The organism is Anaerococcus porci (genome assembly GCF_034090325.1).
Classification (GTDB): domain Bacteria; phylum Bacillota; class Clostridia; order Tissierellales; family Peptoniphilaceae; genus Anaerococcus; species Anaerococcus porci.
Genome location: NZ_JAXDSU010000003.1, coordinates 21583 through 36514 on the forward strand (window position 1 = coordinate 21583; position 14932 = coordinate 36514).

Sequence of the window (14932 nt, forward strand, 5' to 3'; positions counted from 1 at the left end):
GATGTTTTTAAACATTAATTTGCAAAGATTTTCTAGTAAAAAAGGGGTTTCTTCTTCAAAAAATGGTAGAGATTCCAATGCTAAAAGATTAGGTGTTAAAAGGGCAGATGGTCAAACTGTAAATGCAGGAACAATAATTGTTAGACAAAGAGGAACAAAAATCCATCCAGGTAAAAATGTCAAAATTGGTGGAGATGATACTCTTTTTGCATCTATTGAAGGTGTTGTAAAATTTGAAAGAAAAGGTAAAAATAGAAAACAAGTTTCTGTATACCCAAAGCAAGACATTGCTTAATAGAGAACTAGCTTGCCATATGGCAAGCTTTTTTTATAAAGAGGAAAAATAGCTATGATAGATTATGCTAAAATAGAACTTCATGCAGGAAATGGTGGGGATGGAGCTGTAGCTTTTAGAAGAGAAAAATATGAACCTACAGGAGGACCTGCTGGGGGAGATGGAGGAGATGGGGCTAATATTTACATAAAGGCAACCAATTCACTATCAACTCTTGAAGAATATAGATATAAAAGTAAATATAGGGCAGAAAATGGCGAAAATGGTATGGGTAAAAAGAGGTTCGGAAAAAAAGGTGAAGACCTTGTTTTATATGTACCAGTTGGAACAATAATTAGAGAAGTATCAAGTAATACAATAATTAGAGATTTAAAGAAAAATGGTGAGCAATTTCTAATAGCAAAGGGTGGTCGAGGTGGAAAAGGTAATGTTCATTACAAAACTTCAACCAGACAGGCACCAAGATTTGCCCAAAAAGGAAGAAAAGGACAAAGTATAGAAGTAAGTTTAGAACTTAAAATTTTAGCCGATGTTGGGTTAGTAGGTCTACCAAATGTTGGGAAATCTACTCTTATTTCAGTAATTACAAAAGCTAAACCTAAAATTGCTAATTATCATTTTACAACACTTGACCCAAATTTAGGTGTAGTAAAAGTGGATAAAGAAAGATCCTTTATAGTTGCGGATATACCTGGATTAATAGAAGGTGCTAATGAAGGACAAGGGCTTGGACATGACTTTTTAAAACACATTCAAAGGTGTAAAATACTAATTCATTTAGTGGATATATCTGGTTTAGAAGGAAGAAATCCAATTGAAGATTTTAAATTAATAAATAAAGAATTGAAACTTTATGATGAGAAACTTTCTGACAAATATCAAATAGTGGCTCTAAATAAGTCAGATCTTGATTATAATGAAAATTATAAAAAATTTGAAAATGAATTTAAAGATAAGTATAAAATATTTAAAATATCAGCAGCAACCACTCAAGGAATTAAAGAACTAATTGATGAAGTAACTAAAGTTCTTTCTAAAATTGATGAAGAAAAATATACTCTAGATGAAGAAATAAATGAAAGTTATTTACAAAACTACTATAATAAAAATATGGAAAATGGAAATCTCGAATTCTATAAGGAAGAAGGAATTTACGTTTGTACTGGATATAGGATAGATAAGCTTTTAGAAAGAGTTAATTTAGATGATTATGATAGTAGAATGTATTTTGAAAAAAAACTTAGAGATATGGGTGTTTTCGATAAATTTTTGGAAATGGGTATAGAAGAAGGAGACTCTGTTGCTATAGGTGATATAGTATTTGATTATTATGAGTAAGGAGAATTTATGCTAACAGGAAAACAAAGGTCACAGCTAAAAAGCTTAGCACATGATTTAAAGCCTATTATTAATATAGGCAAAAATTCACTAAGCGTAGAAGTTATTGATGCTATAGATGAAGCTTTGGAAAAAAGAGAACTAATAAAGATTAAAATTTTAAATAATAACTTAGATGATAATAATGAAATAATTGATGAAGCTATTGAAAAGCTAAATTGTGAATTTGTTTCTCATTTAGGTAATATTTTTACTATTTATAGAAAAAGTAAAAATAATAATAAAATTAGCTTATAATGAAAATCGGATTATTTGGGGGGACATTTGATCCTATACATGTAGGCCATTTGATTGTTATGGAAAATTGTATAAATCTAATGGGACTGGATAAAATTTTTATTCTACCTAATTCTAATCCTCCTCATAAACTTAAAAATCATAAAAGTTCTACTGAAATTAGGGTAAAAATGGTTAAAGAGGCTATAAAAGATAATCCTAGAATAGAAATTAATGATTATGATTATAAAGATAATAATATTCATTATACATTTCAAACCATAGAATACTTTGTTAATGCCTATAATGAAGATGAAATATTTTTTATTATGGGTGAAGATTCTTTTTTAGAAATTGAAACATGGAAAAACTATAAAAGAATTTTAGAAAATAATATTATAGTATTCAAGAGATATTCTGATGATGGTAAAAAAATTAAAAATAAACTCAATCATTATAGTAAATTTAGAGATAATATTTTTATAATAGACAACTTGGTCGTTGATATTTCATCAAGTCTTATTAGAAAACTTGTAATGAATAAAAAAAGTATAAAATACCTAGTAACAGATGATGTGGAACTTATTATAAAAAAGAAGGATTTATATGTTTAATTTAGATGAATATAAAGATAAGCTTATAGATAATATTGGTATAAAAAGATTTAATCATTGCCTTAGGGTTAGAGACTTTGCTTTAAAATTAAACAAAAGACTAGATAATTATAAAATAGAAACTGCCGCTATTTTACATGACTGTGCCAAGTATAATGAAAAGTATTACCTAGATAAATACAAAAATTATTGTAATTTTGATAAAGAAATCTTAGAAAACAAGGCTGTTATTCATGCGTTTTTAGGAAAAATTATTGCTGAGAAAGAGTATAATATTAATGATGAAGAAATTCTAAATGCAATAAAATATCATACAACGGGAAGAGTTAATATGACGGAGCTTGAAAAAATCATTTTTTTAGCTGATGCATGTGAGGAAAAAAGAAATTATCAAGGAGTAGAAGAAATAAGAAATTTAGCCTTCAAAGATTTAGATAAAGCTGTATTAAAAACCCTAGATGGTAATATTAAATCTTTAATTGATAGGGGATTAATTATTTTTCCATTAACAATTTTGGCTAGGAATTACTTATTAAAGGAGAAAAATGGGTAAATTAGATATAATAATTAAAACGTTAGAAAATAAGCAAGCAAGTAATATAAAAGTAATTGATTTAGAGAACAAATCATCAATAGCTGATTATTTTATTATAGCTACTGGTAATTCAATAAATCAAAATAAAGCACTTTTAGAATATATTGAAGAGAATTTAAAAAAGGAAAACTATGATATACTTTCAGTAGAGGGACTTAGAGATGGAAACTGGATATTAATTGATTGTGGAGATGTAGTAGTCCATATATTCACTTCATCTCAAAGAAGCTTTTATAATATTGAAGATCTGTGGGAGTCTTAATTAATGTAGAGGTTAAAAATGGATAATGATAAAAAAGATAAGATAATTATTGCCTTAGCTATTTTAATAGTATTAACCTTATCTTATAATTTTGTTAATAGAAAAGATAATGAAGAACTTGTCATAAATAGAAATAAGGATTCTATTTCTTCTTTAACTAATTATAAAAGCAATGATAATAAAGATACTTTTACTACGAATAGCAAAAGTAATGATGACTCTTCAATAAAAGTACATATTAGTGGTGAGATAAAAAACCCTGGTGTATATACGGTAAATAAAAATGATAGGTTAGACAACTTAGTCAAAAATGCAGGTGGTTTATCTGATGATGCTGATATCAATAGGATTAACTTAGCCTTAAGGCTAGAAGATCAAATGAGAATCATTATTCCAAATATAAATGACAAAAAAAGTGATCAAGAACAAATAAATCAGGCTGATGTTCTTGTAACTGATGCAAATAAAAATAAGCATAAGGTAAATATAAACACTGCCGATAAAGCTACATTAATGACATTACCTAATATAGGTGAGAAAAGAGCCTTAGCAATAATTGAATATAGAGAAGGTAATAAGTTTAATAAAATAGAAGATATTAAAAATGTTTCTGGTATTGGTGATAAATATTTTGAAGCAATGAAAGATATGATAGTTGTAGATTGAGGTTGTTTATGAAATTATCAACAAGAGGAAGATATGGGTTAAGAGCTGTTCATTACTTGGCAGAGAACGAGGATAAAGGTTATATTTCAGTTTCTGATATTTCAAATGCCTTAAAATTACCTGATAATTATTTAGAACAATTAATAAGAATTTTAAAAAATAATAATATAGTAGTTTCAGCAAGAGGAGCTAGAGGTGGATACAAATTATCAAGAAACTCTAGTGAAATAACTGTTGGAGATGTATTAAGAGTTTTAGAAGGTGAGATGACTTCAAGTCAGTGTGTTGCTAATAGGACAAATTGCGATAATGAAGAATGTGAAGCCTATTACGTATTTACAAAAATAGATAAAGCAATTAATAATGCTGTTAACTCAATAACCATACAAGATATGGTGAATGAAAAATTTGATTAATTAGGAGATACAATAGATGAAGAAATTAGGAATGAATGAAGTTAGAAGAGAATACTTAGATTTTTTTGGAAAGAAAAAAAATCATACAGTTTTAAAATCTTTTCCACTTATCCCAGAAGATGATGAATCCTTATTATTAATAAATGCTGGTATGGCACCGTTGAAAAAATATTTTACTGGTGAGAAAAAAATGAAAAATAATAGAGCCACTTCATCTCAAAGATGTATAAGAACAGGAGATATAGATAGGGTAGGAATGACTGAAAGGCATGGAACTTTTTTTGAAATGCTTGGAAATTTTTCCTTCGGTGATTATTTTAAAAGAGAGGCTATACATTGGGCATATGAATTCTTAACTGTGAATCTTGAAATAGATAAAAATCTCCTTTGGGTGTCAGTATTTGAAGATGATGATGAAGCCTATGATATATGGCATGATGAAATAGGTTTAGATAGCGAAAGAATATTAAAATTTGGAAAAGAAGATAACTTTTGGGAGCTTGAAGTAGGACCTTGTGGACCTGATTCAGAAATTTTTGTTGATAGAGGAATAGATAAGGCGATTGATGAAAATGATAATAAGCCTGGAAATGATGATTCTGATAGATTTATGGAAGTTTGGAATTTGGTTTTCACCCAATTTAATAAAAATGCAAACAAAGAGTATATTCCCCTATCTCATCCTAATATAGATACAGGTATGGGACTTGAAAGAATAGCCATGGTCCTTCAAGGTAAAGATAATATATTTGAGGTTGATGTAAATCAAAGTATTATTAAAGAAATAGAGAATCTTTCAAATAAAAAATATAAGGAAGATGAAAAAGATGATATTTCTATTAGAGTTATTGCCGATCATGCAAAAGCCATTACCTTTATGGTCAGTGATGGAATATTACCTTCTAATGAAAAGAGAGGTTATGTTTTAAGAAGACTTATAAGAAGAGCCTATAGACATGGTAAATTACTAGGTATAAAGAATGAGTTTTTGAAATCTGTAATTGAAAAGATAATAGATACTTATAAAATTGAATATAATGAATTAATAGAAAACAAGGATAGAATTCTTTCAATAGTAAGTAAGGAAGAAGAGAACTTCCAAAAAACAATTGATAGTGGCCTTGATATATTAAACTCATATATAAAAAATTTAAAAGATCATAACGAAAGCGTATTAAATGGTGCTGATGCTTTCAAATTATATGATACTTATGGATTTCCACTTGATTTAACTAGAGAAATTTTAGAAGAAAATAATTTAAGTGTAGATATCAACGAATTTAATAAGCTTATGGAAAAACAAAAAGAACTTGCAAGAAGTGCCAGAAAGTCAGATTCTGGTTGGTCGCTTGAATCAATAAACATCGATAGTTTCGATAAAACAGATTTCGTTGGATATGATAAGCTCAGTGTAGAAGCTAATATTATAGGTTTATTTGATCAAAACAAGGATTTAAACTTTATAAAAGAGGGTAAAAAGGGTATAGTAATAAGTGATAAGACTTCTTTTTATGCCGAAGGTGGTGGACAAGTTGCAGATTCAGGTTTTATAGTAACAGAAGATACAAAAGCTAGAGTATATGATGTACAAAAGAAAAAAGATGTAATTGTTCACTATATAGAAGTTATAGAAGGGAATTTATCTAAAACTTCAGCTAAATTTATAGTTGATAAGGATAGAAGACTAGACATAACAAGAAATCACTCAGCTACTCACTTGCTAGATCAAGCTTTAAGAAATGTATTAAAGGAAGATGTCAATCAAGCAGGCTCATTAGTAGATGCAGATAAGCTAAGATTTGATTTTACTTATTCTAAAGCTCTTACAAAGGAAGAGATAAGAAAAATAGAAGATGAAGTTAATAAAAAAATAAGAGAACAACTACCTGTAAAAAAACAGATAATGCCATATGAAGAGTCAGAAAAAATAGGAGCTATTGGATTATTTGAAGATAAATATAAGGACATGGTAAGAGTTGTCTCCATTGGTGATTATTCGAAAGAGCTATGTGGTGGATGTCATGTAAATAATTCATCAGAAGTTTTAATATTTAAAATAATTCAAGAATCTTCTGCAGCAGCAGGTATTAGAAGGATTGAAGCCTATACTGGGAAAAAAGTATATGAATTGACTAATTCTAATATTGATAAGATTGAAAAAATAGCTAATAAATTAAAAACTAATCCTAAAAATATTTTAGATAGAATTGATTCGTTGGAAAATGAAGTAAAATCGCTAAAGGAAAAAGTCCAAAAATTAAAAAGACTTAATGATGAAGATGTATTTAATGATATAGCTAATCGCGTAGAAAATATTAATGGAATAAATCTTTTAGTTCATAAGTTTGACAACATAGATATGGAAACTTTAAGAAACTTTGAAGATAGGATGAAAAATAATTATAAAGATTTGATTATTGTTTTTGCAACTGTAAATAATGGGAAAATTATTTTCACTGCTTCAATTTCTGACTCTTTAGTGGATAGATACAATGCAGGACAAATTGTTAGAATTATAAGTAAAATAACAGGTGGAAATGGGGGCGGCAAAAGAAACTTTGCTCAAGCTGGTGGTAAAGATATTTCAAAGCTAGATGAGGCTTTAAATGCAGTTTATCAATTAATATAAGGAGTAAAAATGTCAGATAATAATTTCAATGAAACTATGCGTTTTAAACCACAAGAAGAAAAAGAAGTAAATATAAGGGAAATTCTTACTGAAGTTTATAAGGCTTTAGAAGATAAGGGTTATAAACCAACAAATCAAATAATAGGTTATCTAATGAGTGGAGATCCTACTTATATAACAGGCCATAATAATGCTAGAAAGCTTATAAGGCAAGTTGATAGAGATACAATATTGGAAGAAATTATTAATTATTATATAAATGAGTAGGATAATGGGACTAGACTTGGGCGATAAAACTATAGGGGTCGCACTTAGCGATCCTTTATTTATTACTGCACAAGCTTATATTACAATAAAAAGACAAAAAGCTAGCTTGGATATAGAAAAACTATTAGAAATAATAGAAGAAAAAGAAGTTGATTTAATAGTAATTGGACTTCCTAAAAATATGAATGACACCTTAGGCCCACAGGCTATGAAGGTGATTTCTTTTGTAAGCTTATTAAAAAGCACGACTGATATTGAAATTAAATATCAAGATGAAAGAATGACAAGCTTGCAATCTAACAAAGTATTAATGGATATGTCTGTAAGACGAGAAAATAGAAAAAAATACATAGATCAGATTGCAGCAACCTTTATTTTACAAACCTATTTAGATAGGAGATCTAATGGATAAAATTGTTTTAAAAGACAAAGATAATAAAGAAGTCGAATTTAATATAATCGACACATTCGGAGTGGATGAAAAAACTTATGCGGCATTAGAACCTTTAGATGAGGATTTTATTGTTATTTTTGAAGTTATTGAAGAAAAAGATTCCGTAAGTTTTAAGTTTATTGAAAATGATAAGGAATTAGACGAGATTATTAATATATATGAAGATATGAAAGAAGATTAGTATGAATAACGAACAATTGAAAAAGATTTTTGAAAAAAATGGCCATAAATTCACTAAGCAAAGACAAATAATTTTCAATGCTCTAAATAATGCTAATTCAAAACATTTGACACCTGAGGAACTTTTTTCAATAGTTCATCAAGAAAATAAACAAGTTGGAATAGCCACAGTTTATAGAACTTTAAATATTTTCGAAGAATTAGGTATAGTAAACAAACAAGAATTTACAGATTCTGTTAATACTTATGAGCTTATTGGGCAAAATGATGAGCATCATGATCATCTAATTTGCACTAATTGCGGGAAAATAGTTGAAGAAAAAATATTAGAAAATGATGAACTAGCAGAAATACTTAGAGATAAATATGATTTTGATTTAGACTATTATTCCTTAAGAATTTATGGGATTTGCTCCGATTGTCAAAATGAAATAAGGAGTAAAAATGAGAACGCAAAATAAATTGAAAGTTATCCCCCTTGGGGGATTGGGTGAAATTGGGAAAAACTGTACTGTAGTAGAATATAAAAATGAAATGATTCTTATTGATTGTGGATTAACATTTCCAGATGAAGATATGTTAGGAGTAGATATAGTTATTCCAGATTTTACTTATATTGAAGAAAACAAAGAAAAACTTAAGGGTATATTTATCACTCATGGACATGAAGACCATATTGGTGGAATAACTTACCTATTAAAAAATATAGATACAAATGTATACTGCTCCAAGTTAACTAAAGGTCTATTAGAAAATAAATTTAAAGAACATGGTCTTAACCCAAATAAGATTAAGATGGTTAATGTTAATAATACAGTTAAATTAGGAAATCTTAGTTGTGAATTTATTAGAGTAAGTCATTCTATACCGGACTCATGTGCTATAGCTGTTAGAACTCTAATAGGAACAGTTTTATTTACAGGTGACTTTAAAATGGATTTCACACCAATAGACGGAGAACCAACTGATATTCAAAAATTAGCAGAACTTGGCAAAAAAGGTATTTTATGCCTATTTTCTGATTCGACTAATGTAGAAATAGAAGGAAGTTCTATGAGTGAAAGTGAGGTTGGACAAACCTTTATAAATATTTTTGGTCAAACTAAGGGTAGAATTATAGTAGCAACTTTTGCTTCAAATCTTCATAGAGTTCAACAAGTAATATATGCTGCTGAAAAGTATAATAAAAAAGTGGTTTTATCTGGACGTTCAATGTTAAATAATGTAAAAATAGCTGGTAATTTAGGATATTTAAAGGTTAGGAGTAATACTCTAATTGATATAAAAAATATAAAACAATATTCAGATGATCAAATCGTAATTTTATCTACAGGTACACAAGGTGAACCTTTATCTGCTTTGACAAGAATGGCAAATAATGAGCATAGACAAATACATTTAAATGAGTCTGATACAGTTATATTATCATCTTCTGCTATCCCAGGTAATGAGATGTCAATTAATAATACCATTAATAACTTGACTAAAATAGGATGTGATATTATATATGATTCTTTAGCTAAAGTTCATGCTTCTGGCCATGCTTGTCAAGAAGAAATAAAATTAATGCATCAACTAACTACGCCAAAGTACTTTATTCCTGCCCATGGAGAGCCAAGACAACTAAAAAAACATAAAGAAATTGCTATGGATATGGGTATGAATAGCTCTAATATACTAGTAGGTGAAAATGGAGATATTTTTGAATTTACTAAAAAATCTGCACGAATCAATGGTAAAGTTCAAGCGGGGAATGTATTAGTGGATGGATCTGGAATAGGGGATGTAGGTAATATTGTATTAAAAGACAGAAAGCACTTATCTGAAGATGGTCTACTTGTAGTATCCTTAACTATAGAGAAACATACTCAAAAAGTTTTATCAAATCCTGAAATTGTGTCAAGAGGCTTTATTTATGTTAAAGAAAATCAAGATTTAATTGAAAATTCAAAAGATGTAGTTTTAAGAACTATGAATAAGTGTCAAAATAAGGATATACACGCTATTAGTCAGATAAAATATCAAATAAGAGAAGCTCTAAAGTCATATATATATAACCAAACTGGAAGAGATCCTATGATTTTGCCAGTACTAACAGAAGTAAGTGAAAATGAATATTAATTATGATTATATAAGCGAATATTTAAAAGATATATATTTAGATGATGATTATATTTTTGAAAGAAAATATGCCTTGGAAAATAATATACCTATTATGAAGTTAGAAACTAAAGAGTTTATTAAAAGCTTAATATATATAAAAAAACCTAAATCTATTCTTGAAATAGGTACAGCTATAGGCTACTCTTCTTTAATTTTTTCTAAATATAGTAGAGCAAGAATAACTACTATTGAAAAATCAGAAGAAATGGCAAAAATAGCTAAAAAAAACTTTTCTAAATACAACAAACAAATTAATATTATAAACATGGATGCAAAAAAAGCCTTGAATGAAATAAATCAAGGCTTTGATTTTGTTTTCATAGATGCAAACAAAGCAAAATACAAATATTATTTTGATAAGGCTTCTAAATTGTTAAATAAAGATGGCATTATTGTATGTGATAATATTTTATTTAGAGGCGAAGTATCCAATGATGATCTTATAATAAGAAGAAGTATTACCATAGTAAAAAAATTAAGAAAATTTTTATCATATATAACTAATTTAGAAGAATTTGATACAAGTATAATTCCTATAGGAGATGGAATAAGTATAAGCACAAGGAGGCTTAATGAATAAAGAAGTTGAATTATTAGCACCTGCAGGAGATTTTGAAAAATTAAAAGCAGCAATAAAATTTGGAGCAAATGCGGTTTATATGGCTGGAAATAGTTTTGGATTAAGAAAAAATTCAAAGAACTTTGATTCTGAAGAATTAAAAGCAGCTGTTGACTATGCACATAATCATAATGTAAGATGTCATATTACTATGAATATTGTACCACATGATAATGATTTAGATGGTATTGTTGACTATATAAAGTTTTTAGATAAAATTGGAGTTGATGCATTAATAATATCAGATCCTGGTATTTTCATGATAGCTAAAGAAAACTCAAATATAGATTTACATATTTCTACTCAAGCTTCTGTTACGAATTCTCATACTATTAATTTTTGGTATAATTTAGGAGCAAAAAGAGTAATACTTGCACGTGAACTGTCTTTAGATGAGATTATTGAAATTAGAAAAAATGTGCCTAAAGATTTAGAAATAGAATGTTTTATTCATGGTGCTATGTGTATTTCATACTCTGGACGTTGCTTATTGAGCAATTATATGACAGGGAGAGATTCTAATAGGGGAGATTGCGCTCACGCTTGCAGGTGGAAATATAGTATTCAAGAAGAAAAAAGACCAGGTGAATACTATCCTATAGAAGAAGATGAACACGGAACTTTTATTATGAATTCTAAAGACCTATGTTTAATAGATGAAATTGATAAGTTAATTGAAGCAGGAATAGATTCTTTTAAAATAGAAGGAAGAATGAAGACGGTATTTTATGTAGCAACTGTAATAAGGAGCTATAGGCAAGCAATTAATGCATATTATAAGGGTACATTTAATGAAAAAATTGCACAAAAATATTTTGATGAAATAAAAAAAGCTAGTCATAGACATTTTACTAAGGGATTTTTCTATGGAAGACCTGGCAAAGATGCACAAATTTATGAAAATTCATCATATATTAGAAATTATGATTTTATTGCCGTAGTTCTAGATTATGATAAAAATCAAAAAATAGCAAAACTTGAGGAAAGAAATAAATTTATATTAGGCGACAAGGTTGAAATATTCGGAAATAATTCTGAATATATAGAATTTAAAATAAATAATATGAAAGATTCTAACGGAAATGATATTGATACTGCAAATAAGGCAAAACAAATAGTATATATTAAAATAGACCATGAACTCCAAAAAGGTGATATTGTTAGACGAGAAATAAAATAAAAAAAGTAGTGAAAACAGAATAGAATATGATATGTACCATCCTTACTGGTTTGTCCGGTAAAGAGGGTACATATCATTTCAGGATTTAGGTTGATACACAAAACTATTTACAGATCCGCATCCACTACAACTAATTAATTAAATATTACGTCCAGTTTTATGGGTACACTTCAATATCTATTCTGTTTTCATTACCTTTAATTTTAGCGTCTTTGCAACAAGGCATTTTTAAAGAATTGTTGCTTATTTAATGCTTATTCTTTGTCTTTAGATGGATTTTCAGAAAAATCTGATCTTGTTCTTCTAGCTTCTACTCCAACGTTAGAGTTTTCATCAGCTTCATCTGATATAGTTCTAAGATTTTCTTGGTCTGCATTATGTTTTTTATCTAATGATTCTCCACCTTGTTCTTTATTTTCTTCTCTAACTTTTTTATCAAGTTCTTCATCACCTTTATATTGATTGGCATTTGTTACTTTTTTATCTGTCATAAAAATCTCCTTTATAAATATTAATTAGAATCTTCAATATTATATTTATACCCATTAAGGTGAGATTTATATCACTTTATTATTTTTACTAATTTCTTTTATAATTTCTATAATAACTTTACTTGCCATCTCCATATCTTCTATTGGAATAAATTCATATATACCATGAAAATTATATCCTCCAGTAAAAATATTAGGACATGGTAGACCCATAAAAGATAATTTTGAGCCATCAGTACCACCCCTTATAGGTTGACAAATAACTTCCATTCCAAGATTTTCCATAGCTTTTCTTGCATAATCTATTATTTCTTGTTTGTCTTTTAAAATATCTCCCATATTATAATAAGTATCACTTAAATCAAGTTTTATATTATTGTCATATTTTTTGTTTAAAAATTCTATACAATCTGATAAAAAAGCTTTCTTAATTTGAAATTCGTCTTTATTAAAATCTCTTATTATATAGTTTAATTGAGTATCTTCTACACTACCTTTTATAGAGACCATATGATAAAATCCTTCATATCCTTCTGTATGCTCAGGTCTTTGTACTTGACCTAACATATCATCTAATTCTTTCGCAAGGCTAATAGAATTTATCATAGTGTTTTTTGCAGTACCAGGATGAACTGACTTACCTTTAATATAAATTTTTGCATCGGCAGCATTAAACGATTCATATTCCAATTCACCCAATCTACCTCCGTCTATAGTATAAGCAAAATCAGCTCCAAAACTACATACATCAAAGCTATCACAACCTGTTCCAATCTCTTCATCGGGTGTAAAGGCAATTTTTATATCTCCATGCTTAATCTCTGGATTATTTACTAAAAATTCTAATGCGTTCATAATTGCAGCTATACCAGCTTTATCATCAGCACCTAGGAGCGATTTACCTCTAGTTGTTATTAAGGTTTTACCTACTAAATTATCTAATACAGGAAATTCACTAGTCTTTAGGTAAATATTATCATTTAGTTTAATATCTCCACCTTTATATTTGATAATTTGCGGATCTACAATTTTCCCATCCATTTCTGGTGAAGTGTCCATATGGGCAATGAATCCAACTTTTGGTAAGTCTTTATCAATATTAGCTTTTAAAGTCGAAAAAAGAAACCCCTCCTCATTTATAGTAGATTCAAGTCCCAAATCTCTTAATTCATCTTTTAAAACTTTTGCTAATTCAAGTTGACCCTCACTTGTAGGTTTAATCTCTGAAGCTTTTTCCGGATTGCTCTTAGTATCAATAGCTATATATTTTAAAAACCTATTACAAATATCTGTCATATTAACTCCTTTCAATACTAATTATACTACTAATTTATAATTTGATAAAAGCAGTTTCTAAATGCTTTATAACTTGAAAATTCTTGATTTTTCTTATTTTTTAAAAATTGGGATTTATGGTAAAATTAATTATAGATAATGATTATAGGGGTTGATTAAATGAAAGATTTGAATATTAAAACTGAAAATAAATTACCAGAATATAAAACAGCATCCTCAGCTGGTATGGATATATATGGATTTAATGATGAGGATGTAATCATTAAAAGCGGTGAAACAAAATGTATAGATACAGGTCTAAAGATAGAAATACCTGAGGGATATTTTGCAGCGATATATCCAAGATCTTCAACTGGTGTAAAAAGAAACTTAATGCTTGCAAATTCTACTGGTATAATAGATAGTGATTATAGAGGAGAGATTAAGTTATTTTTCTATAACTTTGGCAAAGAAACTCAAGTTATAAAAAAGGGAGAAAGGCTTGCTCAATTAATAATTCAACCTTATGAAAGAGTTAGAATAAATAAGGTTGACCAATTAAGTGAAACAAGTAGGGGAGAAAGAGGAATAGGCTCAACAGGGAAATAATGAGAAAGAAGAAAAATTCAATCAAAAAAAATTTTAATAAAAATAAGTATAACATTATCTTAATTATAATTGCCATAATATTTGCAGTTTTTCTTCTAGCAAAGATTATAGATAATATTTCTAATAAAAACTTATCCAAATATGACAATGAAATGATAGTAATAAAAAATAAAGATAATGAAATCACTTCACTTAGCCTTAGAGATATAAGAAAAATGGGTGGTCAAAATTCAAAAATAAATCAACATAGTGATGTAGTTATAGATATTGAAGGGCTGTCACTTGATAGACTAATAAACAAAGTAGATATAGATCCTAATTTAAATAATATTATTGAATTTATAGATGGTAAGGGAAACAAAACTAGTATAGCTCTAGAAAGTGCACTTGAAGTTGATAGAGTTTATCTTGTTTATAAAACTATTAATAAAGCTAATATAGATTTTGATAAAAAATTAGGTGTATTCTATGTAGTAGATAAACAGCAAAAAGATGCCAATAAATGGATTAAAAATGTAAAAATAATTAATATAAAATAACTCATGACTAGTCATGGGTTATTTATTTTAGAAGATAGATCAATATGATATAATTGATTAAGGA

The 14932-nt window shown here is 27.9% G+C and carries 20 protein-coding genes; 18 read left to right on the forward strand and 2 right to left on the reverse strand.

What is annotated here, in order from left to right; all coding sequences use genetic code 11:
* Position 1: 1 nt before the first annotated feature.
* From rpmA to SOR60_RS00525, 16 genes are read left to right on the forward strand one after another with little or no spacing between them, the layout of a single operon-like run.
* On the forward strand, positions 2 to 295 hold the full coding sequence (gene rpmA / locus SOR60_RS00450) for a 50S ribosomal protein L27 (RefSeq protein WP_154538751.1): 294 nt from the start codon (positions 2 to 4) through the stop codon (positions 293 to 295).
* Between the two features lie 54 nt (positions 296 to 349).
* A complete protein-coding gene (obgE, locus tag SOR60_RS00455; RefSeq protein WP_320594936.1) occupies positions 350 to 1633 on the forward strand; it encodes a GTPase ObgE in 1284 nt (427 codons plus the stop codon).
* Positions 1634 to 1642: 9 nt separating this feature from the next.
* Positions 1643 to 1930 (forward strand): ribosome assembly RNA-binding protein YhbY, encoded by a 288-nt coding sequence (yhbY, locus tag SOR60_RS00460; RefSeq protein ID WP_154538753.1) that lies wholly within the window; start codon positions 1643 to 1645, stop codon positions 1928 to 1930.
* Positions 1930 to 2523 carry a nicotinate (nicotinamide) nucleotide adenylyltransferase gene (nadD, locus tag SOR60_RS00465; protein ID WP_154538754.1) on the forward strand — a complete coding sequence of 198 codons (594 nt, stop codon included), beginning with the start codon at positions 1930 to 1932 and terminating at the stop codon, positions 2521 to 2523. Before yhbY ends, nadD begins: the two co-directional genes overlap by 1 nt.
* Positions 2516 to 3076, forward strand: a complete 561-nt coding sequence (gene yqeK / locus SOR60_RS00470) for a bis(5'-nucleosyl)-tetraphosphatase (symmetrical) YqeK (RefSeq protein WP_154538755.1) — start codon at positions 2516 to 2518, stop codon at positions 3074 to 3076. Before nadD ends, yqeK begins: the two co-directional genes overlap by 8 nt.
* Positions 3069 to 3380 carry a ribosome silencing factor gene (gene rsfS, locus SOR60_RS00475; RefSeq protein WP_154538756.1) on the forward strand — a complete coding sequence of 104 codons (312 nt, stop codon included), beginning with the start codon at positions 3069 to 3071 and terminating at the stop codon, positions 3378 to 3380. The genes yqeK and rsfS overlap by 8 nt, the downstream gene beginning before the upstream one ends.
* 18 nt (positions 3381 to 3398) lie before the next feature.
* Positions 3399 to 4046 (forward strand): helix-hairpin-helix domain-containing protein, encoded by a 648-nt coding sequence (locus SOR60_RS00480; protein ID WP_154538757.1) that lies wholly within the window; start codon positions 3399 to 3401, stop codon positions 4044 to 4046.
* Between the two features lie 8 nt (positions 4047 to 4054).
* On the forward strand, positions 4055 to 4462 hold the full coding sequence (locus SOR60_RS00485; RefSeq protein WP_154538758.1) for an RrF2 family transcriptional regulator: 408 nt from the start codon (positions 4055 to 4057) through the stop codon (positions 4460 to 4462).
* Between the two features lie 16 nt (positions 4463 to 4478).
* Positions 4479 to 7091, forward strand: coding sequence for an alanine--tRNA ligase (gene alaS, locus SOR60_RS00490; RefSeq protein WP_154538759.1), 2613 nt, complete (start codon positions 4479 to 4481; stop codon positions 7089 to 7091).
* Positions 7092 to 7100: 9 nt separating this feature from the next.
* Entirely contained in the window at positions 7101 to 7358 is a 258-nt protein-coding gene (locus tag SOR60_RS00495; RefSeq protein ID WP_154538760.1) for an IreB family regulatory phosphoprotein, read from the forward strand.
* Complete coding sequence (gene ruvX, locus SOR60_RS00500) at positions 7351 to 7770, forward strand: Holliday junction resolvase RuvX (protein WP_176269328.1); 420 nt, start codon at positions 7351 to 7353, stop codon at positions 7768 to 7770. The genes SOR60_RS00495 and ruvX overlap by 8 nt, the downstream gene beginning before the upstream one ends.
* Positions 7763 to 7993 carry a DUF1292 domain-containing protein gene (locus SOR60_RS00505; protein ID WP_176269327.1) on the forward strand — a complete coding sequence of 77 codons (231 nt, stop codon included), beginning with the start codon at positions 7763 to 7765 and terminating at the stop codon, positions 7991 to 7993. Before ruvX ends, SOR60_RS00505 begins: the two co-directional genes overlap by 8 nt.
* Position 7994: 1 nt before the next feature.
* Positions 7995 to 8453 carry a Fur family transcriptional regulator gene (locus SOR60_RS00510; protein WP_154538761.1) on the forward strand — a complete coding sequence of 153 codons (459 nt, stop codon included), beginning with the start codon at positions 7995 to 7997 and terminating at the stop codon, positions 8451 to 8453.
* Positions 8437 to 10113 (forward strand): ribonuclease J, encoded by a 1677-nt coding sequence (locus tag SOR60_RS00515; protein ID WP_320594937.1) that lies wholly within the window; start codon positions 8437 to 8439, stop codon positions 10111 to 10113. The genes SOR60_RS00510 and SOR60_RS00515 overlap by 17 nt, the downstream gene beginning before the upstream one ends.
* On the forward strand, positions 10103 to 10735 hold the full coding sequence (locus SOR60_RS00520) for an O-methyltransferase (RefSeq protein ID WP_154538763.1): 633 nt from the start codon (positions 10103 to 10105) through the stop codon (positions 10733 to 10735). The genes SOR60_RS00515 and SOR60_RS00520 overlap by 11 nt, the downstream gene beginning before the upstream one ends.
* Positions 10728 to 11954, forward strand: a complete 1227-nt coding sequence (locus SOR60_RS00525) for a peptidase U32 family protein (RefSeq protein ID WP_320594938.1) — start codon at positions 10728 to 10730, stop codon at positions 11952 to 11954. Before SOR60_RS00520 ends, SOR60_RS00525 begins: the two co-directional genes overlap by 8 nt.
* Before the next feature lie 254 nt (positions 11955 to 12208).
* On the opposite strand, the gene SOR60_RS00530 is transcribed toward SOR60_RS00525, so the two are convergent.
* Together SOR60_RS00530 and pepT are read right to left on the reverse strand one after the other, a co-directional pair.
* Complete coding sequence (locus tag SOR60_RS00530; protein WP_154538765.1) at positions 12209 to 12445, reverse strand: elastin-binding protein EbpS; 237 nt, start codon at positions 12443 to 12445, stop codon at positions 12209 to 12211.
* Positions 12446 to 12511: 66 nt separating this feature from the next.
* A complete protein-coding gene (gene pepT / locus SOR60_RS00535) occupies positions 12512 to 13741 on the reverse strand; it encodes a peptidase T (protein WP_320594939.1) in 1230 nt (409 codons plus the stop codon).
* A gap of 159 nt (positions 13742 to 13900) precedes the next feature.
* Between pepT and dut the strand changes: the two genes are divergently transcribed.
* Positions 13901 to 14329: a dUTP diphosphatase gene (gene dut, locus SOR60_RS00540; protein WP_154538767.1), complete on the forward strand. Its 429-nt coding sequence runs from the start codon at positions 13901 to 13903 to the stop codon at positions 14327 to 14329.
* Positions 14329 to 14868 carry an oxidoreductase gene (locus SOR60_RS00545; RefSeq protein ID WP_320594940.1) on the forward strand — a complete coding sequence of 180 codons (540 nt, stop codon included), beginning with the start codon at positions 14329 to 14331 and terminating at the stop codon, positions 14866 to 14868. Before dut ends, SOR60_RS00545 begins: the two co-directional genes overlap by 1 nt.
* The last annotated feature ends 64 nt before the right edge of the window (positions 14869 to 14932 follow it).

What these genes read in the sequence shown, in the direction of transcription:
- SOR60_RS00485 (WP_154538758.1), top strand. Translation starts at nt 4,055, where the DNA reads ATGAAATTATCAACAAGAGGAAGATATGGGTTAAGAGCTGTTCATTAC.
- SOR60_RS00530 (WP_154538765.1), bottom strand. Translation starts at nt 12,445, where the DNA reads ATGACAGATAAAAAAGTAACAAATGCCAATCAATATAAAGGTGATGAA.
- obgE (WP_320594936.1), top strand. Translation starts at nt 350, where the DNA reads ATGATAGATTATGCTAAAATAGAACTTCATGCAGGAAATGGTGGGGAT.
- SOR60_RS00545 (WP_320594940.1), top strand. Translation starts at nt 14,329, where the DNA reads ATGAGAAAGAAGAAAAATTCAATCAAAAAAAATTTTAATAAAAATAAG.
- nadD (WP_154538754.1), top strand. Translation starts at nt 1,930, where the DNA reads ATGAAAATCGGATTATTTGGGGGGACATTTGATCCTATACATGTAGGC.
- SOR60_RS00505 (WP_176269327.1), top strand. Translation starts at nt 7,763, where the DNA reads ATGGATAAAATTGTTTTAAAAGACAAAGATAATAAAGAAGTCGAATTT.
- SOR60_RS00515 (WP_320594937.1), top strand. Translation starts at nt 8,437, where the DNA reads ATGAGAACGCAAAATAAATTGAAAGTTATCCCCCTTGGGGGATTGGGT.
- dut (WP_154538767.1), top strand. Translation starts at nt 13,901, where the DNA reads ATGAAAGATTTGAATATTAAAACTGAAAATAAATTACCAGAATATAAA.
- pepT (WP_320594939.1), bottom strand. Translation starts at nt 13,741, where the DNA reads ATGACAGATATTTGTAATAGGTTTTTAAAATATATAGCTATTGATACT.
- SOR60_RS00480 (WP_154538757.1), top strand. Translation starts at nt 3,399, where the DNA reads ATGGATAATGATAAAAAAGATAAGATAATTATTGCCTTAGCTATTTTA.
- SOR60_RS00525 (WP_320594938.1), top strand. Translation starts at nt 10,728, where the DNA reads ATGAATAAAGAAGTTGAATTATTAGCACCTGCAGGAGATTTTGAAAAA.
- rsfS (WP_154538756.1), top strand. Translation starts at nt 3,069, where the DNA reads ATGGGTAAATTAGATATAATAATTAAAACGTTAGAAAATAAGCAAGCA.
- SOR60_RS00510 (WP_154538761.1), top strand. Translation starts at nt 7,995, where the DNA reads ATGAATAACGAACAATTGAAAAAGATTTTTGAAAAAAATGGCCATAAA.
- yhbY (WP_154538753.1), top strand. Translation starts at nt 1,643, where the DNA reads ATGCTAACAGGAAAACAAAGGTCACAGCTAAAAAGCTTAGCACATGAT.
- SOR60_RS00520 (WP_154538763.1), top strand. Translation starts at nt 10,103, where the DNA reads ATGAATATTAATTATGATTATATAAGCGAATATTTAAAAGATATATAT.
- ruvX (WP_176269328.1), top strand. Translation starts at nt 7,351, where the DNA reads ATGAGTAGGATAATGGGACTAGACTTGGGCGATAAAACTATAGGGGTC.
- alaS (WP_154538759.1), top strand. Translation starts at nt 4,479, where the DNA reads ATGAAGAAATTAGGAATGAATGAAGTTAGAAGAGAATACTTAGATTTT.
- yqeK (WP_154538755.1), top strand. Translation starts at nt 2,516, where the DNA reads ATGTTTAATTTAGATGAATATAAAGATAAGCTTATAGATAATATTGGT.
- rpmA (WP_154538751.1), top strand. Translation starts at nt 2, where the DNA reads ATGTTTTTAAACATTAATTTGCAAAGATTTTCTAGTAAAAAAGGGGTT.
- SOR60_RS00495 (WP_154538760.1), top strand. Translation starts at nt 7,101, where the DNA reads ATGTCAGATAATAATTTCAATGAAACTATGCGTTTTAAACCACAAGAA.